The organism is Myxococcus sp. RHSTA-1-4 (assembly GCF_020037125.1).
In the GTDB taxonomy this organism is placed as follows: Bacteria; Myxococcota; Myxococcia; order Myxococcales; family Myxococcaceae; genus Myxococcus.
The window spans coordinates 21,355-42,686 of sequence record NZ_JAIQDG010000058.1; the positions used below are offsets into that span (position 1 = coordinate 21,355).

The 21,332-nt window shown below is 70.9% G+C and carries 20 protein-coding genes; 8 read left to right on the forward strand and 12 right to left on the reverse strand.

The window, feature by feature from the left end; genetic code table 11:
* Positions 1 to 225 precede the first annotated feature (225 nt).
* Genes K8638_RS42050 through K8638_RS42070 form a run of 5 tightly spaced genes read right to left on the reverse strand, consistent with a single transcriptional unit; the run spans position 226 to position 5,267 of the window.
* The gene (locus K8638_RS42050) at positions 226 to 981 is read right to left on the reverse strand and encodes a PH domain-containing protein (protein WP_223760423.1); all 756 of its coding nucleotides are present in this window, start codon (positions 979 to 981) and stop codon (positions 226 to 228) included.
* The gene (locus tag K8638_RS42055) at positions 974 to 1,570 is read right to left on the reverse strand and encodes a PH domain-containing protein (protein WP_223760424.1); all 597 of its coding nucleotides are present in this window, start codon (positions 1,568 to 1,570) and stop codon (positions 974 to 976) included. The genes K8638_RS42050 and K8638_RS42055 overlap by 8 nt, the downstream gene beginning before the upstream one ends.
* Before the next feature lie 39 nt (positions 1,571 to 1,609).
* Positions 1,610 to 3,049, reverse strand: coding sequence for an aldehyde dehydrogenase family protein (locus tag K8638_RS42060; protein ID WP_223760425.1), 1,440 nt, complete (start codon positions 3,047 to 3,049; stop codon positions 1,610 to 1,612).
* A 29-nt stretch (positions 3,050 to 3,078) separates the two neighbouring features.
* Entirely contained in the window at positions 3,079 to 4,533 is a 1,455-nt protein-coding gene (locus tag K8638_RS42065; RefSeq protein WP_223760426.1) for an aldehyde dehydrogenase family protein, read from the reverse strand.
* A gap of 53 nt (positions 4,534 to 4,586) precedes the next feature.
* Positions 4,587 to 5,267, reverse strand: a complete 681-nt coding sequence (locus tag K8638_RS42070; protein WP_223760427.1) for a TetR/AcrR family transcriptional regulator — start codon at positions 5,265 to 5,267, stop codon at positions 4,587 to 4,589.
* A 115-nt stretch (positions 5,268 to 5,382) separates the two neighbouring features.
* Between K8638_RS42070 and K8638_RS42075 the strand changes: the two genes are divergently transcribed.
* On the forward strand, positions 5,383 to 6,012 hold the full coding sequence (locus K8638_RS42075) for a phospholipase D-like domain-containing protein (protein WP_223760428.1): 630 nt from the start codon (positions 5,383 to 5,385) through the stop codon (positions 6,010 to 6,012).
* Between the two features lie 33 nt (positions 6,013 to 6,045).
* Here K8638_RS42075 and K8638_RS42080 read toward each other — a convergent pair whose 3' ends face one another.
* From K8638_RS42080 to K8638_RS42090, 3 genes are all read right to left on the reverse strand, one after another.
* Positions 6,046 to 6,840, reverse strand: a complete 795-nt coding sequence (locus K8638_RS42080; protein WP_223760429.1) for a helix-turn-helix transcriptional regulator — start codon at positions 6,838 to 6,840, stop codon at positions 6,046 to 6,048.
* 80 nt (positions 6,841 to 6,920) lie between these two features.
* Positions 6,921 to 7,820 carry a fatty acid desaturase gene (locus K8638_RS42085; RefSeq protein WP_223760430.1) on the reverse strand — a complete coding sequence of 300 codons (900 nt, stop codon included), beginning with the start codon at positions 7,818 to 7,820 and terminating at the stop codon, positions 6,921 to 6,923.
* Positions 7,821 to 8,018: 198 nt separating this feature from the next.
* On the reverse strand, positions 8,019 to 8,378 hold the full coding sequence (locus K8638_RS42090; protein WP_223760431.1) for a helix-turn-helix domain-containing protein: 360 nt from the start codon (positions 8,376 to 8,378) through the stop codon (positions 8,019 to 8,021).
* A gap of 420 nt (positions 8,379 to 8,798) precedes the next feature.
* Here K8638_RS42090 and K8638_RS42095 point away from each other — a divergent pair, with 420 nt between their 5' ends.
* From K8638_RS42095 to K8638_RS42110, 4 genes are all read left to right on the forward strand, one after another.
* Positions 8,799 to 10,646 carry a HEAT repeat domain-containing protein gene (locus tag K8638_RS42095; RefSeq protein ID WP_223760432.1) on the forward strand — a complete coding sequence of 616 codons (1,848 nt, stop codon included), beginning with the start codon at positions 8,799 to 8,801 and terminating at the stop codon, positions 10,644 to 10,646.
* A 40-nt stretch (positions 10,647 to 10,686) separates the two neighbouring features.
* Entirely contained in the window at positions 10,687 to 11,646 is a 960-nt protein-coding gene (locus K8638_RS42100; RefSeq protein ID WP_223760433.1) for a ParA family protein, read from the forward strand.
* A gap of 8 nt (positions 11,647 to 11,654) precedes the next feature.
* The gene (locus tag K8638_RS42105) at positions 11,655 to 12,866 is read left to right on the forward strand and encodes an extensin-like protein (RefSeq protein WP_223760434.1); all 1,212 of its coding nucleotides are present in this window, start codon (positions 11,655 to 11,657) and stop codon (positions 12,864 to 12,866) included.
* 121 nt (positions 12,867 to 12,987) lie between these two features.
* The gene (locus tag K8638_RS42110; RefSeq protein ID WP_223760435.1) at positions 12,988 to 13,644 is read left to right on the forward strand and encodes a DUF4382 domain-containing protein; all 657 of its coding nucleotides are present in this window, start codon (positions 12,988 to 12,990) and stop codon (positions 13,642 to 13,644) included.
* Between the two features lie 24 nt (positions 13,645 to 13,668).
* Here K8638_RS42110 and K8638_RS42115 read toward each other — a convergent pair whose 3' ends face one another.
* The 3 genes from K8638_RS42115 to K8638_RS42125 are packed head-to-tail and all read right to left on the reverse strand — an operon-like array spanning position 13,669 to position 17,645.
* Positions 13,669 to 14,658 (reverse strand): M48 family metalloprotease, encoded by a 990-nt coding sequence (locus K8638_RS42115; protein WP_223760436.1) that lies wholly within the window; start codon positions 14,656 to 14,658, stop codon positions 13,669 to 13,671.
* The gene (locus K8638_RS42120) at positions 14,658 to 15,221 is read right to left on the reverse strand and encodes an SH3 domain-containing protein (RefSeq protein ID WP_223760437.1); all 564 of its coding nucleotides are present in this window, start codon (positions 15,219 to 15,221) and stop codon (positions 14,658 to 14,660) included. Before K8638_RS42120 ends, K8638_RS42115 begins: the two co-directional genes overlap by 1 nt.
* Positions 15,222 to 15,242: 21 nt before the next feature.
* Positions 15,243 to 17,645 (reverse strand): adenylate/guanylate cyclase domain-containing protein, encoded by a 2,403-nt coding sequence (locus K8638_RS42125; protein WP_223760438.1) that lies wholly within the window; start codon positions 17,643 to 17,645, stop codon positions 15,243 to 15,245.
* A gap of 366 nt (positions 17,646 to 18,011) precedes the next feature.
* On the opposite strand from K8638_RS42125, the gene K8638_RS42130 reads away from it, so the two are divergent.
* Both K8638_RS42130 and K8638_RS42135 read left to right on the forward strand, forming a co-directional pair.
* Positions 18,012 to 19,217 carry a hypothetical protein gene (locus K8638_RS42130; RefSeq protein WP_223760439.1) on the forward strand — a complete coding sequence of 402 codons (1,206 nt, stop codon included), beginning with the start codon at positions 18,012 to 18,014 and terminating at the stop codon, positions 19,215 to 19,217.
* A gap of 1 nt (position 19,218) precedes the next feature.
* Positions 19,219 to 19,995 (forward strand): ferritin-like domain-containing protein, encoded by a 777-nt coding sequence (locus tag K8638_RS42135; RefSeq protein WP_223760440.1) that lies wholly within the window; start codon positions 19,219 to 19,221, stop codon positions 19,993 to 19,995.
* A 1-nt stretch (position 19,996) separates the two neighbouring features.
* Here the strand turns inward: K8638_RS42135 and K8638_RS42140 are convergent, their stop codons facing one another.
* Entirely contained in the window at positions 19,997 to 20,587 is a 591-nt protein-coding gene (locus K8638_RS42140; RefSeq protein WP_223760441.1) for a DUF924 family protein, read from the reverse strand.
* Between the two features lie 140 nt (positions 20,588 to 20,727).
* On the opposite strand from K8638_RS42140, the gene K8638_RS42145 reads away from it, so the two are divergent.
* Positions 20,728 to 21,261 carry a TspO/MBR family protein gene (locus tag K8638_RS42145; protein ID WP_223760442.1) on the forward strand — a complete coding sequence of 178 codons (534 nt, stop codon included), beginning with the start codon at positions 20,728 to 20,730 and terminating at the stop codon, positions 21,259 to 21,261.
* The last annotated feature ends 71 nt before the right edge of the window (positions 21,262 to 21,332 follow it).

A 21,332-nucleotide genomic window follows, 5' to 3' on the forward strand; every position in this document is an offset into this window, starting at 1 on the left:
CCGTACCGGCGCGGCGAGGCACGTTCCCCGCCGCGCCCGTGTTCGTCTCCGGCACGGCGAGGCATGTTCCCGCCGTGCCCGTGTTCGTCTCCGGCACGGCGACAGTGCGTTCCCGCCGCGCCCGTGTTCGTCTCCGGCGCGGCGACAGTGCGTTCCCGCCGCGCCTCCGCCGGGAGAGCCACCGCGAGGGGACGCCTCGTCGCCGCGCGGGGCGGTGGGGCCCGGCTACTTCTGCCCCTGGCGCGGCGGCAGCGCCTGTCGGAGCGCTCGCATCTCGGTGAGCAGCTCCCTCGCGGCCTCCAGCGCGGCGGCGGACGTCCTGCCCGGCTCGACAGGCTCCGGCGCCTGGGGCTCGCCCAGGCCCGTATCTCGGTGCAGCCGCACGCGGGCGAGGATGGCGTCGCGAATCTCCGAGGCATTGCTCACGCCACGGAAGTACGCCTCGTGCATGTGCTCACGGGTGGCGCCGTCCGAGCCCTTCCCTCCGCCGGAGCCGCCGCCTCCGGCCGTCTCCACCTTCACGTCCGAGATGCCGAACAGGCGCTGGAGGGGGTTCTGCTGGAGGGAGACCTGCTGGACGTTGGCGAAGGTCATCGTCTTCTCCTGGAGGGAGACGAGGCCTTCCCGGACGCGCAGGCTCCGGTCGGAGAGGATGTACCAGCGGAACGCGTAGTCCAGGCGCCGGACGAGGAAGCCGATGGGGAGCTGCACGAGGAAGCCCGCCCAGGCGAGCCCTTCGATGGCCCAGGCGATTTCGTCCGCCAGGGGGTAGTTCACCCGGAAGATGAACATTTCGATGAACAGCGCGCCGGCCACCAGACCCGCCGCCACACCGAGCTGTCTCAAGCCCCAGATGAGCAACTGGTAGCGCTGGTAACCCGGCGCGGAGCGGAAGACGCGCCCCTCGTCGCCCGAGGGAAGCTGGGGTGGAGGAGGCACCTTCAGCAGTCGCAGGAGCCACGCGTGCGGGAGCTCAGCCATCCTTCTTCTCCGGAGTCACGGCCTCGCCGCCGCCCAGCCCGAGCCGGAGCGCGCGCACCTCCGCGGCGACCTCGCGAAGTGTGGACGCCAGCGCATCCTCCCCGGCCGGCGCGAGCGCGTGCGTGGCGGGCCGGCCCCGGCTCCCACGCATCTTCGAGTAGAGGAAGTCCCGCATGGCCTCGAAGGCCTGCACGCCCTCGATGGTGATTTCGGCCTGGGCGTTGCCGCTGGCCGTCTGCACCTGGACCTTCGCGAGCCCGAGCCAGCGCTCCACCACGTTGCTGCTCAGGTGGATGTCCTGGATGCGGGCGTAGGTGAGGGAGACCTCGCGCCGGAAGAGGATGCCCCAACGGACGGTGATGCCCTCCTCGTCCAGTTCGTAGCGCAGCGTCTGGAACTTGAAGACGTGCAGCAGCAGGAGGATGGGGAAGCCGGGCCCGGCCAGGAACGAGGTGAGGACGTAGTAGGTGAGCAGGTTCCGGTGCGGGTGCAGCACGGTGGGAAGCCGCGACAGGAACGCCACGTCCGTGGAGGACGACACCGGAGCTGGCGAGGGCAGGCGCGCGTTGGTCATGTCGAGAGAGTCCACCCCGACTCTACGCCGCCAGGGGGCGCCCATTGCACCGTCCTACTCGAACAACCGGCTCGCCAGCCGCGCCAGCTTCCGCGCCTTGTCCGAGTACGGCGGGAAGAACAGGTGTGCCAGCGACGTGCGCCCCTGGCGCAGCACCGCGCGCTCGTGGCTGAACGTCCTGAAGCCCGTCTCGCCGTGGTATGCGCCCAGGCCGCTGGGCCCCACGCCCCCGAAGGGCAGGTTGGGGTTCGCGAAGTGCCACAGCGCCGTGTTGATGCACGTGCCGCCCGCGCGTGTCTCGCGCAGCAGCCGCTCCACCGCGGCCTCGTCCTGGCTGAACACGTAGAGCGCCAGCGGCGTGCCCTCCGCGCGCATGTGCGCCACCACCTCGTCCAGCGACTCGTAGCGGAGCACCGGCAGCACCGGCCCGAAAATCTCCTCCTCCATGATGGGAGACTCCGGCGTCACGTCCGCCAGCACCGTGGGCGCGATGTAGCGTGTCTCCGCGTCCACTCCGCCGCCCACCACCACCCGAGCCCCCGCCGTCACCGCGCGGTCCATCAATCCGCGCACCCGCGTGAAGGCCGCGTCATCCACCAGCCGGCAGAAGTCCAGGCTCGCCCGCCGCGCCTCCTCGGATTTGCCGTAGAAGCGCTCCAGCGTCTCCCGCATCGCCGCGAGCAGCGCCTCCTCCTTCGACGCGTGCACCCACACGTGGTCCGGGGCGATGCACGTCTGCCCCGCGTTGAGGAACTTGCCCCACACCACGCGCTCGGCGGTGGTCCGCAGGTCCGCCGTCGCGTCCACCACCACGGGCGACTTGCCTCCCAGCTCCAGCGTCACCCCCGCCAGGTGCTTCGCCGCCGCCTCCATCACCCGCCGCCCCACGCGCGCGCCGCCCGTGAAGAAGATGTGGTCGAACGGCAGCCGCAGCAGCGCGTCGCCCACCTCGGGGCCGCCCTCCACCAGCGCCACCTCGTCCTCGGGAAAGGCGTCCCTCACCAGCTCCGCCAGGAAGCGCGCCGTGTTCGGCGTCTTCTCGCTGGGCTTGCACAGGACGGTGTTGCCCGCGGCCACCGCCGCCACCAGCGGCGACACCATCAGGTTGAAGGGGAAGTTCCACGGCGCCATGACGAGCACCACGCCCTTCGGCTCGTATTGCACGTGGCTGGAGGTGCCGGCGAGCAGCATGGGCGTCGTCACCTTCCGGGGCTTCATCCACGCCTTGAGGTGCTTCCGTGCGTACGCCAGCTCCTGCAGCACCGGCAGCACCTCGGTGGCCTCCACCTCGGCGCGGGGCTTGCGGAAGTCCTGGTGGATGGCGTCCGCCAGCGCCTCGCGCCGGGCGACGATGAGCTCCTTGAGCTTCTCCAGCCGGGCCAGCCGTTCCTTCGCTCCGCGCCGTGCCACGTCCCAGCGGCGCGCCTGGAGGCGGTCGAACGCCTCCTGCACGCCCTTGGGAATCTGTCCCTCGACCAGCTTGACGACGCGCATGGACCGGCTCCTCCCGGGGGTGTCCTTGCCTACTCCAACAGCCGGGTCGCGCGGGAGGCCCATTCCTGGGCCTTTCCGCGATACGGCGGGAAGAACACGGCGGCCAGCGATTTCATCCACTGCACCGTCACGGCCCGCTCGTGGCTGAAGGTCCGGAAGCCGTACACGCCGTGGTAGTGGCCCAGGCCGCTCATTCCCACCCCGCCGAAGGGCAGGTTGGGGTTGGCCACGTGGATGAGGACGTTGTTCACCACCGCCCCGCCGGACGTGGTGTTCTGGAACACCTCCTCCACCATGCGCTTGTCCTCGCTGAAGAGGTAGAGCGCCAGCGGCTTCCCGCCCGCCTGGATGTGGGCGTAGATTTCCTCCCGCGTCCGGTACGTCATCACCGGCAGCACCGGGCCGAAAATCTCCCCTTCCATGATGGGCATGTCCGGCGTCACGCCCGACAGCACGGTGGGGGCGATGTAGCGCGAGGCCCCGTCCGCCACCCCGCCCACCTCCAGCTTCGCCCCCGCGGCCACCGAGCGGTCGACCAGGTCCTTCACCCGCTTCCAGGCCACCGGGTCCACCAGCCGCGCGAGGTCCGGGCTCGCCTGCCGCTCCGCCTCCGTGGCGCCGTAGAAGCGGGAGATGACGGCCCTCAGCGCGTCCAGGAAGGCCTGCTGCCGGGACTCATGGACGAAGACGTAGTCCGGCGCCACGCACGTCTGGCCGCCGTTGAGGAACTTGCCCCACGCGAGCGTCTCGGCGGTGGCGGCGAGGTCCGCGGACGGGTCGATGATGGCCGGCGACTTGCCGCCCAGCTCCAGCGTCACGCTGGCCAGGTGCTTCGCCGCGGCCTCCATCACCTTCCGGCCGATGCGCGGGTTGCCCGTGAAGAAGATGTGGTCGAAGGGCAGCTCCAGCAGCGCCTCCGCCACCTCCGCGCCGCCCTCGAACAGGGCCACCTCGTTCTCCGGGAAGACGTCCTTCACCAGCCGCGCCAGGAAGCGCGAGGTGTGCGGCGTCTTCTCACTGGGCTTGCAGATGACGGTGTTGCCCGCGGCGATGGCGGCCACCAGCGGCGCCATCAGGAGCTGGAACGGGTAGTTCCACGGCGACAGCACCAGCACCACGCCCCGCGCCTCGTAGCGCACGTGGCTGGAGGAGCCCGCCAGCAAGAGCGGCGTGCCCACCCGCGTGGGCTTCATCCACGACTTGAGGTGCTTCACCGTGTGGTTCAGCTCCTCCAGCGTGGGGTGCACCTCCGTCAGCTCCACCTCCATGGCGGGCTTGCGGAAGTCCTGGTGGATGGCCTCGGCCAGCTCCAGGCGCCGGGCCAGGATGGCCTCGCGCAGCCGCTTCAGCCGGGCAATGCGCTCGGCGGCGGTGGTGCGCGACATCGTCCAGCGGTGCGCGCGCTGGGCCTCGAACGCGGCGCGGATGCGCGCGACGTCGGCGGTGGGCGTCGTCTCGACAGGGGAGGAGAGGGCTTCAAGCATGGGGATGCTCCGGCTTCGAAAGGGAAGGACAGGGGTGTTCGGACAGCGGGGAATCAGCGCGCTTCCAGCCCGCGCAGCAGGGTGGTGAGGGCGGCGGTCAGCTCGCCGGTGAAGTCCACCCTCAGCGGGGCCATGTGCGGCAGCGCCAGCACCTCGCGCGTCACCGGCGCCAGGTCCGCCATCTGCCGCAGGCCCGTCACCAGCGCGTGCAGGTGCATGAGGACGCGGGGGCCCTCGCCCTCCTTCAGGAAGGGCAGCCGCCGCTCCACCGTCGCGCCGGTGTGGAGCAGGGCCTCCAGCAGGTGCTCCTTGAACTTCCGCACCTGCTCCACGGTGACGTTCTGTTCCAGCACCGTCTGCAAGAGCGCCAACAGCCGCGTCAACGACTCCTGGCCCTCCAGCGACTCGGCCACCGTGCGCGCCAGCCGGGGGCCCGTCCACCGGCCCTCGCCGTGCTCCAGGAGCCCGTCCAGCTTCGCGAACCACGCGAAGAGCAGGTCCTCCAGCAGCGCCAGGAACAGCGCCTCCTTCGTGGGGAAGTAGAGGAACACCGTCCCCTTCGCCAGCTCCGCCCGCTCCGCCACATCCGCCATCTTCACGGCCGCGTACGAGGTGGCCTCGTAGAGCTTCAGCGCCTCGTCCAGGATGACGCGCCGCCGCGCCTCCTTGTCCTCGTCCTTCCGCGCCCGCTGGGGCAGCGCCCGCTTCGCCTTCGCCGCTGTGTGGCTGACCATGAGTCAGATATAGGTGACCCGGAGTCACCCGTCAAATGACTTTGAGTCACTTGCTGCGCAGGGCTGGGCGGCCGGTGATTGGCTGGGTGTGGGTGGGTGTGCGAGGCTCGGGCGTATGCGTCCCATTGAAGCCGAGCTCCTGTCGGGCAGCGCGCTGTACCGGGAGGTGGTGTTGGAGAAGCTGCTCCACGCGCGCGAGTCGGTGTGGATGGCCACGGCCAACGTGAAGGCCATGTACGTGGAGCACAAGGGCCGCTTCGTGCCGCTGGTGGAGGTGCTGGACGGGCTGGCCGCGCGAGGCGTGGCGCTGCGGCTGCTGCACGCGGAGCTGCCGAGCCGCCCCTTTCGCGCCGCGTTCGACGCGCGGGCGCGGCTCGTCGAGGGAGGGCTGGGGCTCAAGGTCTGCCCGCGCGTGCACTTCAAGGCGGTGGTGGTGGACGGGGCGTGGGCCTACCTGGGCAGCGCCAACCTCACCGGCGCGGGGCTGGGCGCCAAGGGCGACACGGCGCGCAACTTCGAGCTGGGCTTCGTCACCGAGGACTTCGACGTCATCGACCGGGTGACGGCCCTCTACGAGGCGGTGTGGAGCGGCGCCGAGTGCCGGACGTGCAAGCTGCGAGCGGTGTGCCCGGACCCCATCCTGCCCGCCAGCAAGCGGGTGTCACCCAAGCGGGGCACCCGGGGCGAGGCGCGGCTGGGCAAGGCCCGCCGGCTGCGGCGCCACACCTCCGAGTCCCGCGGATGATTCGGCGTTAGGTGTCCCGGCGTCCGCCGGGGTTCAATCCCCGACGACCTCGTCACCGCCCTGGGCGGACGCGTGAGGCGCGGCGCCCGCGGGCTCCAGGCTTCCCTCCTCGGCGTGGCCATGGCCGCTCTCTCCGGCCTCGGGCTCCGAGGGCGTCTTGCCCTGCTGCCTGTCCCGCCACGCGCTGGGGGACTCGCCCACCATCTTCCGGAAGAGGCTGCTGAAGTGCTGGAGCGAGGCGCAGCCCACCTCCACCGCCACCGCGGTGAGCTTCATGTTCGTCTCCAGGAGCAGCGACTGCGCCATGCGCACCTGCACGGCATTCAGCTCCGCCTGGAAGGACGTGCCCGCCTCCTTCAGCCGCCGCTGCATCGTCCGCTCGGACATGCCCATCTCCCGGGCCACGTCCGACAGGTTCACCTCCGGCAGCTTGCCCTTCATCACCTGGTGCAGCTCGCGCAGCAGCGGTGACTGGCCGGTGGCCTCCGCCACCAGGTCATTCAGCTTCGACAGGAGCGGCGCCGCCAGGGTGTCCGGCTGGCCCAGCCACTCCAGCGCCTGCGCCGGGTCCGAGAAGGCACGGCTGGGGTAGGCCCCCGACAGCAGCGTGTAGAAGCCGCCCACCACCGCGCCGACGACGCCCTCCGGGCGCACCAGCGCCTGCCGCAGCACGGAGGTGCCGAAGGACTTCTCCCGGGGCTGCATGTACTTCACCAGCACCGTGAAGGCGGACGGGTCCGCGGCCTCCAGCCGGCGCGCGTCCACCAGCGAGGCATGTGGCTTCGCGGGGGCCAGCTCCACGTCCAGCACCTGCACGAGCCGGCGCACCTGTGTCTCTCCGGGGCGTCCCCAGAGGATGAAGCCACACAGGTCCTCCGAGGCGTACCAGTGGAGGTAGCCCTCCCCGACTAGGTAACGGCCGAGGGGGTCCCGGAGGTAATCGTCGACTCCGTCTGCCGATCGCACGGCTCGGCAGAATAGCGCTTCACCACGCGGGCCACCCAGTAGGGATTGATGGGTGAAAGTGGGGTGATGAGGGCAGGCCGGACCAGGGACGAGGCGGCGAGCTCCCGGGTGAGCTCCGGCAGCTCGTACCAGGGGGCCTGGGGCTTCAGGTGGTGGGCCTGGTGGTAGCCGGCATTGAAGAAGAAGAGGTTGTACAGGCGCGAGGTGGAGGTGTTGCCCAGCGCGTCACGCTGGGTGGAGTCCGTCTCGAAGTGGGCCGCCAGGTTGAGCCAGAGGATGCACACCTGCCCCACCAGCAGGATGGCCCACCACGCCAGCCCCAGCGCCGGCCTCCAGAGGACGAGCGCCAGCAGCGTGCCGTCCACGAAGAGGAAGTCGAGCACCAGCTCCAGCCGCTGGTTGCGCTTCTTCGCCCAGCGCCACACCTGGGGCACCGTCTCGAAGGGCCAGAACCAGGGGGACAGCGCCGCGCGCAGGCAGTAGCGGAGGGCTCCCTCGCCCCTGCGCCGCTGGCCCCAGTCCCCCGGGCCGTCGTTGTACCGGTGGTGGTTGAAGTGGTGGATGTAGTAGCCGCGGTACGGGAAGCCACAGGCCATGCCCAGCGTCCGCGACACCACCCAGTGCGCCAGCTTCGGCCGGGCGATGGAGACGTGCATGTGGTTGTGCAGGACGGCGTAGTTCCAGAACAGCACCGCCCAGCCCAGCACGCTCATCCCCACGCGCCCCGCCCAGCCCAGGTGCTCCCAGCTCAGGATGAAGGTGGGGAACCACACCCACCACAACGCGAGAACCGCGAGCTGCGGCAGGTCGAAGGTGGGCGGCGGGGGGCGGGCGCGAGTCATGAAGACTCTAAGTACGCCTGCCCGTCACCCGCTGCTTCACTCCACGCGCCAAGCGCTTGCGCAAAGACGAAAGCCGCCCCCTGTTTCCCCCTTGGTGGGCCGGAAGGGGTCCCCTTCACCCCATACCCGGTCCGTTGCGGCTCCCGCTCTTCCGCGCGCGGCGGAAGCAGTGGGCGGTGGCGTCCCGGAGCCGGGACGTCAGTTCTCGAGCGCGTGCGCGACCTGCCCCAACAGCCGCAGCTGCGGCGCGTCCAGCTTGCGCACCGTGCGCAGCAGGCGGCGGACCTCGGGACGCTCGCGGTACTCGGGCGGGTCCTCCGCCAGCGCGGGCGCGGCCTCGACGCCGGCCATGCCGAGCAGGACGTCCGAGGAGCAGTTGAGGACCAGGCACAGCTTGCGCAGCGTGCGGACACTGGGGAGCATGTGGCCGCGTTCCAGCCGGCCGTACACCTCGGTCGCGATGCCCACGCGCTCGGCCACGTCGGCCTGGGTCAGCTCCAGCCGCTGCCGCGCCGTGCGCACTGCGTTGCCAATGATGGTTGCCAGTCGTTGTTCCATGGCGTGCGGAAACCTGTCGAAAAGAGGGCTTCACCCCCCGCCTTCGGGCGGAGAGGCTCCGGGGAGAAGTGACAACCGTCGGCTGCCTCGTGGAACACAGACTACGAGTCGGGTCTGACATTCCGGCGTTCCCGGAAGGGCGTGCGGAAGCGTCCGGAGTCGGCCGGGTTTGCCGCCTCGCGAGGACACTCGGAGCGCGTGGCGCGGAGCGGCGCGGGGGCCCGAAAAATCGGCCTGGGCGGCGTTGTCAATGGCGTGCTGGGCGGGGTTGGGAAAAGCCCTGGTGTTTCCGGGGTTTACGAAGGCGGGACGTCTGGCGTAGGTTGGGCCCCCCGGTGGGTACCGGGATACCGGTGCATCCGCTTCCGGTGACTCGGAACCGGGGGTGCAACGCGCCTCGCGGGGAGGGCTGTTGAGGTCGTGAGCGACGAGCGTCCGGACGCGCTGCTCAAGAGCGCACTCGAGAAGATCGTCTACTTCGAGGCTCGTGCGGAGCAGCTCCACAGTGAGCTGGACTCGACGCGCGAGGAGATGGCGCACCTGAGGCGCGAGCTGGCGGAGACGCACCAGCGCGAGCTGGAGCTGCGGCGCGAGGTGGCGGAGCTGGAAGTCCGCATCAGCCGCATGCAGACGGAGCGCGAGGAGCTGACGCGGCTCAACCAGGCGCTGCGCGGCGAGCGCAACCAGCTCATGGACAAGCTGCTGGACGCCAGCCGCATCCATGCGACGGGGCAGGAGCGCGACGACGAGGACGACGACCTCGGGCTGGACCTGGCCTCCTTCATTTCCCAGCTTCGCAGCGAGGTGCTGCTGCGCGGCGAGGCGGGCCCGGTGGCGCAGGGCGTGGTGGTGCCTCCGGCGCGTGGCCCGGCCGTGCCGCTGCGCGAGGCGGCCAGCGCCGTCTCCGACAGCGAGCCGCCCGTCCCATCCCTCGCGGAGAAGGTGCCGGAGGACAACCTGTCCCCGGTGGCGCGAGAGGCGCAGCGCTTCCTCCAGGCGGGCCGGCTGGGCGTGAGCGCGGCGCAGCACGCGGAGCTGTCCGCGCACGCGGGCTTTGGGGCCGCGGATGAGTCGTTGTTCGGCTTCTCCGTGCGTGAGCTGTCCGCGCCGGACGCGGCCGCCCGGGTGCGCGCCGCCGAGCGGCTGAAGGCGCTGGCCCAGCCGGCCGCCGCGCCCGCGCTGGCCGCCGCGCTGCACGCGGAGACGGATGCCACGGCGCAGGTGGCGCTCTTGCAGGCCTTCGCCTCGCTGTGCCGGGAGCAGGGGGCTTCGGTGGTGTCGCCGCTCCTGTCGTCGCCGGTGCCGGAGGTGCGCATCGCGGCGCTCAAGGCGCTGTTGACGCTGGCGCCGACGGACGCGGCGCCGCACCTGGCGCAGGCGATGAAGGACCCGGACCGCTCCGTGCGACGGCGCGCGTCGCTGCTGGCGCTGGGGCTGGAGGGTGAGACGGCGCGCCGGCTGGGCGAGGAGGCCATCCACGACTCGGACTCGGAGGTGCGCGCGCTGGCGGCGCTGGCGCTCGGGGCCGGCAGTGGAGAGAACGCGCGCACGCTGCTGCTGGGCGCGCTGGCGGACCGCGAGCCGCGCGTGCGCAAGGCGGCGGCGCAGAGCCTGTCGCGCATCCTCGGGCAGGACGTGTCCTCCGTGGTGGAGCTGGACGAGACGCACCGCCGCCGGGAGATTCGCCGGCTGGCGACGTTGCCCATCAAGCCGGTGCGCGCCCGCCTGGACCAGCCCCGTCCCGTGGCCGCCGCGCCGGTGCAGGCCGTGGCCCAGGTGCAGGCCGTGGCTCCGGCCGCCGCCGAGCTCGTGCAGGTCGCGGCGCCCGCCCTGGTCGCCGTGGGCGCTTCGGCTCATGCCATGGTCGCGGCCTCCGCGCCCGCCGCCCCGAGTGCCCGTCCCGCGTCTCCGCCGCCCGTGGCCCGCGCCGCTCCTCCGGCGGCCCAGCCCGCGGCCTCACGCCTGTCTCCCGTCCAGGCGGCGCTGGTGGCCATGGGCGCCGTGCCCGGGCAGGCCGCGCCCGCGCCCCGGGCCTCCGTGCCCGCGCCCGTGGAGCCGCGTGCCACCCAGTCCCGGCCCGCCGCTTCCCCGGTGGAAGCGCTGTGCTCGCAGATGCTGGCGGAGGTCCGGTCCGCCGTCCGGGGCCGCTCGCTCGTCGAGCTGGCGGTCGCCCTGTCGGCCCCCGCGGAGCTCGCCCAGGAAGCACTCACCCTCCTGTCCGCCCGGGGTGCCATCGTCCGAAGGGGGCACAAATACTTCGCCGCTTGAGGCAAGGTAGCCGTTCCGCAGGTCTTTCGAAGGGTCGTCCATGGAAGCGCCGACGTACAGCTCCAAGCAGGTGGCCGAGATGCTCGGCGTGTCCCCGAAGCAGATTCCGGAGGACGCGCGGAAGGAGGCCTACACCCCGGATGACATCTGGGAACTGCGCACGACGCTGAACGCGTTCCCCGCGCGCGTGGGCCACCGCCGGCAGCTCTTCCTCAACTTCAAGGGCGGCACCGGCAAGACGTCCCTGTCCACCTCCTACGCCTGGCGCCTGGCGGAGCTGGGCTACGCGGTCCTCCTCATCGACCTCGACAGCCAGGGCCACGCCACCAAGTGCCTGGGCTACGAGGGCGAGGACTTCGAGAAGACCCTCCTGGACGTCCTCGTCCGCAAGACGCCCCTGGCCAAGGTCATCCAGAAGTCCACCCTGCCCAACCTGGACTTCATCCCCTCCAACCTGACGATGTCCACGGTGGACCTCGCGCTGATGCCCATGGCCGGCCGCGAGTTCAAGCTGCGCAATGCCCTCAAGGACGTGGAGGCGCAGTACGACATCATCGTCTTCGACGCGCCGCCGTCCTTCGGCCTGCTCAACCTCAACGCGCTGATGGCGGCGAACGACTTGTTCGTCCCCGTGCTCGCGGACTTCCTGTCGTTCCACGGCCTCAAGCTGCTGTTCGAGACCGTCCAGAGCCTGGAGGAGGACCTGAATCACGTGCTCGACCACGTCTTCATCGTGGTCAACTCCTTCAACGCCACCTTCAAGCTGGCGAAGGAGGCGCTGGAGGCGCTGCAGACGCACTACCCGGAGTTCCTGCTGCCCACCATCATCCGGCAGTGCACCAAGTTCGCGCAGGCCTCCAGCGAGGGCCGCCCGGTGTTCGTCGCGGACCCCACCTCCAAGGGCGCCAACGACATCCAGGCCATGATTGACAACATCCTGCCGCGCCTCGTCGCCGCGGCAGCCGCCGCCCAGAAGAAGGGCACCCAGCAGGCCGGCTGAGAACCGCCATGAAGAAAGCCTTCGAACAGAACGTGTCCCGCGCCAAGCCCCGCCTCCGCCTGGGTGCGCTGACCGGCCTCATCGACCCCGCGGCCGAGCCCGCCCCCGAGGAGCCGCAGGTCACCGCCGAGGCCCCGCCGGCCCCCGCCGCCGAGGCGCCCGACCTGTCCACCGAGGTGCGTGCCCGCATCGAGCGCGCCCGCGCCCCGCGCCCCACCGCCGCCGAGGCCATGGACGCGGCCCTGCGTACCGCCGAGCCCGCGCACTCCGAGCCGGCCGTGGCGCGCGCGCCCGTCACCTACGCGTCGCCGGCCCCGGAGGCCCAGCTCGAGGCACCGGCGCCCGCCGCCACGCCCGTCACCTTCGCCGCGCCGCCCACGGCGCTGCACCTGGACGGCCTCGCGGCCGCGCACACGCCGGAGGCGCACCCCATGACGCAGGCCTCCGCCCACGCCGCGCCTCCCCACGTCACCGCCGCCATCACCGAGCCCACCGTGGCCCGCGTGGAGGCGCCGCCCGCGGAGGTGGAGGTGCAGACGCCGGCTCCGCCTCGCGAGGAGGCGCACGACTCCGCGGCCCGCCGCGAGCGGCTGAAGGCGCGCCTCAAGGCGGTGCGGGAGAATCCGCGCCCGGAGCCGCTGCCGGCCACCGTGGCCGAGGCGGGCCAGCGCGCGGTGGAGCGCATCACCCACCTCCAGGGGGAGCTGGTGAAGGTGAAGGCGCTCAACCTCTCGCTCACCCAGGAGCTCGAGGTCTCGCGCCGTCAGGCGGAGAAGGCCACCGAGGAAGCCCGGCTGCGCATGGACGAGGCGCGCCGCCTGTCCTCGGAGATGGAGGGCCGGGTGAAGCTCCTGGCCGACCTGGAGCGCGAGCTGTCCGCGCTGGAGGGTGAGCGCGACGAGGCGCTCCTGTCCCTCCAGGAGACGCGGCAGGCGCTGCAGGCCGCGGCCCGCGAGCGCGAGGCGCTGGAGGACGAGGTGGCCCGGGGCAAGCAGGCCCTGGTGGACAGCCTCGCGGAGGAGGAGCGGCTCGCCGGGGAGCTGGAGGCCGCCAAGGACGAGTCCGCCTCGCTGCGCCGCACCGTGGAGGCGCTCCAGGGCGAGCGCGACGTGCTCGCGCAGCAGGTGGCCTCGCTCACCGCCGAGCGCGCCGAGTTGCTGGAGGCCCGCAAGGCCCTGGAGTCCGTGCACCGCGCGCTCAGCCAGGCCACGGTGCGCTGAGCGTCTCACCGCCGGAGCCCGGGTCCCTGAAGCCCCCCCAGGCAGTACCCGCCCGGGTGGCCGGCGCACCAGGCCCGGGGTCTCCCCCGTATCGCGACCTCGCGATGCCCTGGGGGTCCCCATGAAGCGCCTGTTCCTCATCGCTCCGCTGTTGCTCACCGCCTGTGGCGGAGGGCAACTCGGCCTGTCCATCACCAGCGATGACCTGGGCGCGAGCGTCCTGGCACTGGACGAGCACACGGACCTCACCACCGTGAGGTCGCTGAAGCTCACGGTGGATGAAGTCTGGGTCCACCTGGCGGATGGCGACGCCCCGGCCGTGGTGCAGGGCGCGGACGTGGAGGAGGGCTCGGAGGGGTGGCTGCGGCTGACGGAAGTGGACCAGTCCCTCGACCTGATGACGGTGCGCAACGGCGCCACCCTGTCGCTCGGAGACTTCTCCCTGCCCGCGGGGAAGGTGACGCAGATCCGCCTCAAGCTGAAGCCCGACGTCGCGCTGACGGGAGGGCGGGCGTACCTCCCGGGCGCCGTGGTGGAGCAGGACGGCTCGGTGTGCGACCTGAACCTGTCGGCGAGCGCCTTCGACCCGGGCCTGAAGCTCTCCGGCTCCGTCGAGGCGATGCGCATCGAGTCCGGCGGCCATCACCGCGCGCTCATCAACCTCAACATCAAGGACTCGGCGAAGCTGGATGGCGCCACGTGCGCCTACAAGCTGGACCCGGTGCTCAAGGTGAAGCACTTCGAGCCCGGGACGGGCGGGGGCGGCGGCCTGCTGTAGCCACGCGCCCCGGCCGCACTGCTGCTACGGAGTGTCCTTCGCCACGCCGGTGGTGGACTTGATGACGGCGTAGTCCGGCTGCTTCAGCGGCGGCGAGCGCAGGCCCTCGGAGGCGTACTCCGGGAACTCGCCCTCGTCGCCCTTCAGCGTCTCGAGGTAGGCGACGAGCTTCTTCTTCCGCGTCTCCTTCTTCGGGTGGTTCTTCTGGTTCTTGACGTCGGTCATCTTGTCGATGAGGCCGAGGTAGTCCTTCGGGTCGTACCCCGCGGACAACATGAGCCGCGCAGCCATCTGGTCCGCCTCGAACTCCAGCTCCGGCCCGTTGCCGTCGTCGAAGGAGTTCACGGTCTTTTCCGCGAGGTGGGCGAGCAACTCTGGCTCGTTGTCCAGGTCCAGCGTGCCATCACCGTCCAGGGCGGCGAGCAGGGCCTTCGCCCCGAGGGCGGAGAGGAGGGTCTCTCCCCCCGCAACCAACCGGCACGTCTTGACCTTCTGGGCGGTGTACTTGTGGATGGCGTGCTTGAGCACGCCGTGGGCGATTTCGTGCGCCAGCACACCGGCGAGCTGTCCCTCGTTGTCCAGCTCCATGAGCAACCGCCGCGTGACGAGGACGTAGCCGCCGGGCGCGGACAGCGCGTTGAACTGCTCCGTGTCGTTGAGCACGCCGAACGTCCACTCCAGCGTGGGCCGGAGCGACTGCGCCGCCAGGTTCTTGCCCACGATGTTGAGGTAGTCGTGCAGCTTCTTGTCGCCCTCGGTCGCGAACATCAGCCCGTTGCCGCGCTGCACGAAGTGGATGGTCAGCGCGCCACCCAGGGCGTACTCCTCCGCCACGCTCGGCTCGACATCCAGCTTCCCGCACTCCTTCACCTTCGCCACGCCGCCCCCCACTGTCTCCGCCACGCCCCCCGCCGTGGTCACACCCCTGGCGATGGTGTTGAGGTCCATGCCGCGGCAGGACGATGCCAGCACGCCCAGGCCCAGCACCGCGAATACCTTCAACCGCGCGTCCATCACCGGCCCCCCTTCGTCTTCGCCACCGAGTCCCTGGGCCCCACCACCGGGAAGAGCCCGGCCTCCTTCACGTGCGCCGCGATTCGCTCGGGCGTCACCGTCTTGCTCCGCGCCTCCATTGCCTTGATGGACGCGACGGCCTTCGCGTAGTCACCCTTCTTGCCGTTGCCGTACTTCTCGGCCCCGGGGCTGAGCGCCTTCACCGCGGCGCCGCTCGCGACGAACTTCTTCGGGTCCACCTGGCGCTTGCCGCCGGGGTCCGTCACCAGCTCCATCTTGGGCGGGGTGGTGGACAGGTTCGTCTGGAACACGAAGCCCTTCTTCCCGCCTGGCGCCGTCACCCGGTGCCACTGCTTCTGCTTCGGGTCCGCGCCCTCCCACTTCACCTGCTCCCCGGGCTGGAGGATGACCACCGCGTCGGCCGTGGGGGACGGACTCTTCATCACCCGCGTGTTCTTCGCCTTCACGTACAGCGGGTCGCCGACCTTCGCGGCCCCCGCCATACCCGGCAGGCCCAGCGCCAGCATCGCGGCCGCCAGCGCCGCGCTCGTTTTCATCCCCATGTCTCCCCGACTCCTTTCAGCTCACTTGTCCAGGTTGGCCACCCCGTCGAACTCCGGAGGGGGCGCCTTGGCGTATTTGTGGCAGCGCTCCAGCAGCGCCTGCGTGGGCCCGTCCTCCGGGTCCTCCAGCCTTCGCGCCTCCAGCACCGCCGCGGCCTCCGCGAAGCGCGCCTCGCGGTAGAGCGCCAGCGCCGCGTGGTAGCGCTCCACCGTCACCCGCTTGCGCACGTCCAGGCCGCCCTTGAGCGCCAGCAGCTCGTACACGGTGACGGCCTCCGTCTTGCCCGCCACCCGCACACGGTCCAGCTCCCGCACCTCGATGTGCTCCTTCGCCAGCTCGTACGTGCGCGGGCCAATCATGATGACCGAGCCGTACGCCTTGTTCGCGCCCTCCAGCCGCGCGGCCAGGTTCATCCCGTCGCCGATGGCCGTGTAGCTGAAGAGCTGCTCGCTGCCGAAGTTGCCCACGAAGTTCACCGCGCTGTTGACGCCGATGCGCGTATAGACGTCCGGCATCCCCTTCGCGCGGAACTCCTCGCGCATCCGGTCCACCTCCGCCTTCGCCGCCAGCGCCCCGCGGCAGGCTCGCAGTGCATGGTCCGGCTGCCGCATGGGAGCTCCGAAGAGGCACACCACCGCGTCGCCGATGTACTTGTCCAGGCAACCGCCCTCCTTCAGCAACGCGCCGCTCACCCGGGTCAGATACGTGTTGAGGATGCGGACCAGGCTGCGCGGGTCCTCCTTGAAGCGCTCGCTGAAGGTGGAGAAGCCCTTGATGTCGCTGAAGAAGGCGGAGATTTCGACGTTCTCCCCGTCCAGCTTCGGGAGCTGGCGCTCGGAAATCATCTGTTCCACCAGCTTCGGCTCCATGAAGCGGCTGAAGGCCTGGCGGATGAACTCCGCTTCCTTGTTGGCCACCAGGTGGTTGAAGGCCACCGCGGCCACGCTGGCCAGCATGCCCGCCAGCGAGGGCAGGGCGGTGAGCAGGTACGTGCCCGTCTTGGCGAGGACGGGGCCCGTCACCCAATGCATGCCCAGGTAGAGGGCCAGCGGCCACGCGATTTCCAGCGGCGTCCACCGCGTGGTCATCAGCAGCACCACGGACGCGAGCGCCACGGCGAAGACGAGCACCAGGCTCATCCACAGCGGCGCCTGGACGAAGAAGCGGCCGTCGCCCAGCAGCGAGTCCAGCACCGCCGCCTGCTTCACCACGCCGGGCGCGGCGGGGGAGAAGGACGTGGCCTTCACGTCGTTGAGGCCCACCGCGTTGCCGCCGATGACCACCACCTTGTCCCGGAAGAGGCCCGGCGTCAGGCCCGTGGGCTGGCCCTGGTTGCGCAGCGCCCACGCGTCCAGCACCTGGATGAGTGACACCACCTGGAAGCGGTCGTGGAAGTCGCCGCCGAAGTCGATGCGCGTGCCCCCTTCCGCGTCCACCGCGTACGTGCGCCCGCCCAGCCGCAGCGCTCCCCCGGACAGCACCACCTCGCTCGCGCCCAGCAGTCCCGCCGCCACACGCACCGGCAGCGTCGCGTACGTGTTGACGCCGTCCGTGTACGCGAAGTGCGTGCGCCGCATGAAGCCGTCCGGGTCCGCTTCCGGGTCCACCAGCCCGAAGCCGTCCACCGCGTCCACCAGCACCGGGATGGGCGTCACCGGGTACTGGGGCTCGCGCCGTCCGTCCACCTCGTGCGACAGCACCGGCAGCACATGGCTCTCGGCGCGCACCGGGAAGGCCACCGCGCGGGCCATCTGCTCGGGCGTGACGGGCGGGAGCAGCTCCCCGTCCTCCACGTCCTCGAACGTGTCCTCCGCGCCGGACTCGGGGAACGTCTCCTCGGAAGGTGGCGCCTCGCCGGGAGGGGGGAGGGCTTCCGCGGGCAGCGCTTCCTGGGCGGAGGCCACGGGCGCGGCGGGCGGAGCGCTGAAGTCCGCGCGGGGCAGGGGCGCGGCGCTCGCATTGGTGGACATGCCCAGGAAGAAGGGCACCGGTGAATCGCGCAGCGCCTGCGCGAAGGCCAGGTCCATGGCCGGGTCCGTGGAGCGCTCGTCCATCACCGCGTCGAAGACGATGGCGCGCGCGCCCTCGGCCTCGAGCTGCTCCACCACCCGCGCCCACAGGTTCCGGCTGTAGGGCCAGTTGCCGAAGTTGCGCGCGTACTGCGGGTTGGCGCGGATGGCGTCCAGGCTCGGCTGGTCGATGGCCAGCACCACCACGTGCGCCGACTTGCCGCGCCCGTTCGTGAAGGTGGTGACCATCTTGTCGTAGGCGTCGCGCTCGGCTTCCTCCAGCCAGCCTCCCAGCGAATCACCCAACAGCTCGCAGGCCGCCGCCAGCGCGGTGGCCAGCACCGCCACGCCCAGCATCAGCCGCCAATGGTTGCGCCATCGCAACCGGATGAGTTTCCAGCGCTCGCCTGCCACGGCCCCCTCTTGCGAAGCGTACGGTGTTTCACACTACCTCAGTCCCCGTCCTGCCCGGCACCCGTGCCTCGGAGCGGCGTCACGCCGCGCCCTGACACTCCCGCAAAACCTTCTAGAGCCGTTGCCTGTCCTCCAGCCGGGCGGGCGGGCGCGCTCCCGGCGCCTCGATGCCTCCACCCGCCATGAAGTCCTTCCGCGGGGAGTCCACCGGATGCGGCTGGCCAGCCGAGCCGCCGCAGCCCCTGGCGGCACCCGGGCGGCGGCACGCCCGGGGTTTGCCGGTCTCCATGGGCGACCGGACCTTTAGCGCCGATGCGGGAGGCACACCGCCTTCCACCGCTCACGCCCCGCGCAAAGGAGTCAGACGTGGCCCTGGATATCTTCCAAGAAAAAGGAGTCCCACTCGACCGCCAGGTCTTTACGTGGAAGGACCTCGTCAGACGTCCCTACAGCAAGCTGGACGATGACGCCTTCACCCGCGTCTGCGTCATCTACATGAACGGCATCTTGTCGGACGCGCTGCGCACCAAGCACGCCATGTCCCGCATGAACCGGGAGCTGCGCGAGCAGCTCGCCATCATCCGCCGCGTGGAGCAGTTCGAGCAGACGCTCATCAACTGGCTGAACCCGCCGGACCAGACACCGCTGGAGACCACGCTCGGCTTCGAGCAGGTGGCCATCGAGGTGACGGCCAGCGTCGCCCTGCGCGAGCCGGACCCGTACCTGGCCCAGACGTACCGCTTCGGCCTGCTCGAGGACTTCGACCACCTGTACCGCTACGGCGCGCTCTACGACAGGCTCGAGGGCAAGGACCCCAACAACATCACCCAGTCCTATACGGACATCCTCGTCGGCCGGCCCACGTCGGTGGAGCACCGCTACCCGGTGGATGACCTGCGCCGCCCGTATGACAGGCGCACCGCGCACCCGCTCACCAAGATTCACGCGATGAGCATCACCGCCGCGGAGAACCAGACGCACGACTACTACATGACGGTGGGGCCGTTCTTCTCCGACCCGGTGGCGCGCCAGCTCTACGCGGAAATCGCCGCCATCGAGGAGCAGCACACCTCCATGTACGAGTCGCTGCTGGACCCGGACGAGACGCTGCTGGAGCGGTGCGTGCTGCATGAAGCGATGCAGGTCTACAACTTCTACTCCTGCCTCGCGTACGAGAAGAACCCCCGCATCAAGGAGATATGGCAGCGCTTCCTGGACTACGAGCTGGGCCAGCTCCACCACGTGATTCAGCTCTTCCAGAAGGCCGAGGGCCGGGACGCGGCGGAAATCCTGCCGAAGACGCTGCCGGAGCCCATCGGCTTCAAGGAGCACCGCGAGTTCGTCCGCAAGACGCTGAACGAGGAGGAGGACCTGACCTCCATCGGCACGGACTACGTGCGCCTGGCGGAGGTGCCGAGGGACCACCGCTCGTTCGTGTACCGCGACCAGCTCAACTCCGACGGCTCGCCCTCCGAGACGGTGGCGGCCGGCTACCAATGGATTCCCGGGACGGAGCTCGCCGCGCGCGCGGCGCGCATGGGCTCCGTGTACGAGGGAAAGAAGGTTCACTGACATGAAGAAGACGACCAGCGACATCGGCATGAACAGGACGGGCATCGCCACCTCGCCCATCGACAGCGCGGACATCACCCAGGCGGCCCTGGCGCGGCAGCCGAGCCACCTGGGTGACGAGTCCCTCATCCTCAAGGTGCGCCAGCAGTACGCGCTGGAGTCGGAAGGCGTGGGCAGCGTGCCGCCTCCGGTCAGCCTCAAGGGCGTGGCGAAGACGGCGGTGGACATGCTCAAGGGCTCCAAGCCCACCGTCTTCATCGACAAGCTCGGGGAGCGCGCCGCCTTCGAGCGCACCGGCGTCCGGCTCTACCAGGGCGCGCTCGGCAAGCTCGAGGCGCTCGGGAGCTGGGAGGGAGGCCCCACCCGCGAGGGGCTGGAGCGCATCCTCAACGACGAGCTGTCCCACTTCGGCCTGGTGACGGAGGCCCTGACGAAGCTCGGCGCGGACCCCACGGCGGTGACGCCCAGCGCGGACGTGGTGGCGGTGGCGTCCATGGGCATTCCCGCCGTGGTCAGCGACCCGCGCATGAATCTGCGCGACACACTGTCGGCGCTGCTGGTGGCGGAGCTGACGGACAACGCCTGCTGGGAGATGCTCATCGAGCTGGCGCGTGGCGTGGGCCATGACACCCTCGCCGACCGCTTCCAGCTCGCGCTGGACGCGGAGGCGCAGCACCTGTCCATGGTGCGCGGCTGGCTGTCCTCGGGTGTCACCCTGGAAGCGCGCGCGGCGCCCATGCCCCAGGCCGAGGCCACCCGCCCCGCTCCGCTGGTGTAGCTCAGAAGGACGAGCCCGGCTCCTGGAGGAAGCGCTCCTCCTCCGGGGTGGACGGGCGCCCCAGCGCGGCGTTGCGGTGGGGGAAGCGGCCGAAGCGCTCGATGACGTCCCGGTGCCGCCGGGCATAGTCGAGCGACTCGCGGCTGTCCGGGTGGTACAGCGCGAGCATCTCGAAGAGGGCCACGGCCAGCCGCTGGTCGTGGACCTCCTCGCTGTGCTCGAAGGGCAGGTACATGAACCACCGCCATACCGGCGGCAGCGTCACGTCCAGCCCCCGCGCCAGCGCGTAGCGCGCCACCTCGCGCGCCAGCGCGTCCGTGGCGAAGGCGCGCGGCGTGCCCCGGAAGACGTTGCGCGGTATCTGGTCCAGCAGCAGCAGCAGCGCCACGCAGCTTCGCGGCTCCTCGCGCCAGTCGCGCAGCAGCCCGGCCGCGGCGGCCTCGTGGGCGTCCAGGAAGCGGCGCTGGCACTCCTCGTCGAAGGCCGCGTTCCGCAGGAACCACCGCTCGCGGGGGTGGGCGCTGGCGGGGTTGAGGATGGGGTCCGGCGGTTGGCCGAACCAGAAGCCGAGGACTTCCTCCGCGCTCGCCATGACGGACCTCCAGGTCCTTGATGGGGGACCTGCTTTTTCTACACCGCCAGCCGCCGGACTGGCGGCGGGGCGGAGCGGACACCACCTTCCAGAAGACAGTGGCGGAGCCCCAGGGGGGGGCGGGCCACGGGAGGACGACGATGGAGCCGACGACGCGGACAGTGCCGGGCCCCGTGAAGCGCACGGCCCTCAACCCCACGCTGCGCAAGGAGTCCGTGGCGGCGCTGGGCGCCTTCAGCGCGCTCACCCTCGGCACGGCGGTGGCGGGAGGCCGGCAGCGCCCCGCGGACCAGCTGTGGTACCGGCGCCTGCACAAGCCGCCCTTCCAGCCGCCGGCGAAGGTGTTCGCCCCGGTGTGGACGGTGCTGTACGGCCTCATCGCCATCTCTGGCTGGCGCGTGTGGACGGCACCCGCGGGGCCGGCCCGCTCCAAGGCGCTGGGCTGGTGGGGCGTACAGATGGGCCTCAACGCCGCCTGGTCCTGGCTCTTCTTCAACCGCCACCAGCCGCGCCGCGCGCTCGTGGACATCGTGGCGCTGCTGGGGAGCATCGGCGCCTACACCGCCAACGCGCGGAAGGTGGACCGGCCCGCGGCCCGGATGATGGTGCCCTACCTGGCCTGGGTGGGCTTCGCCAACGTGCTGAACGCCGAAATCGTCCGCCGCAACCGCTAGGAGCGTGTTGGAGTAACGGCAAGAACCTACTTGAGGCGTAGGCAAGGGCGTGATGCGCTTGCCTACCCATG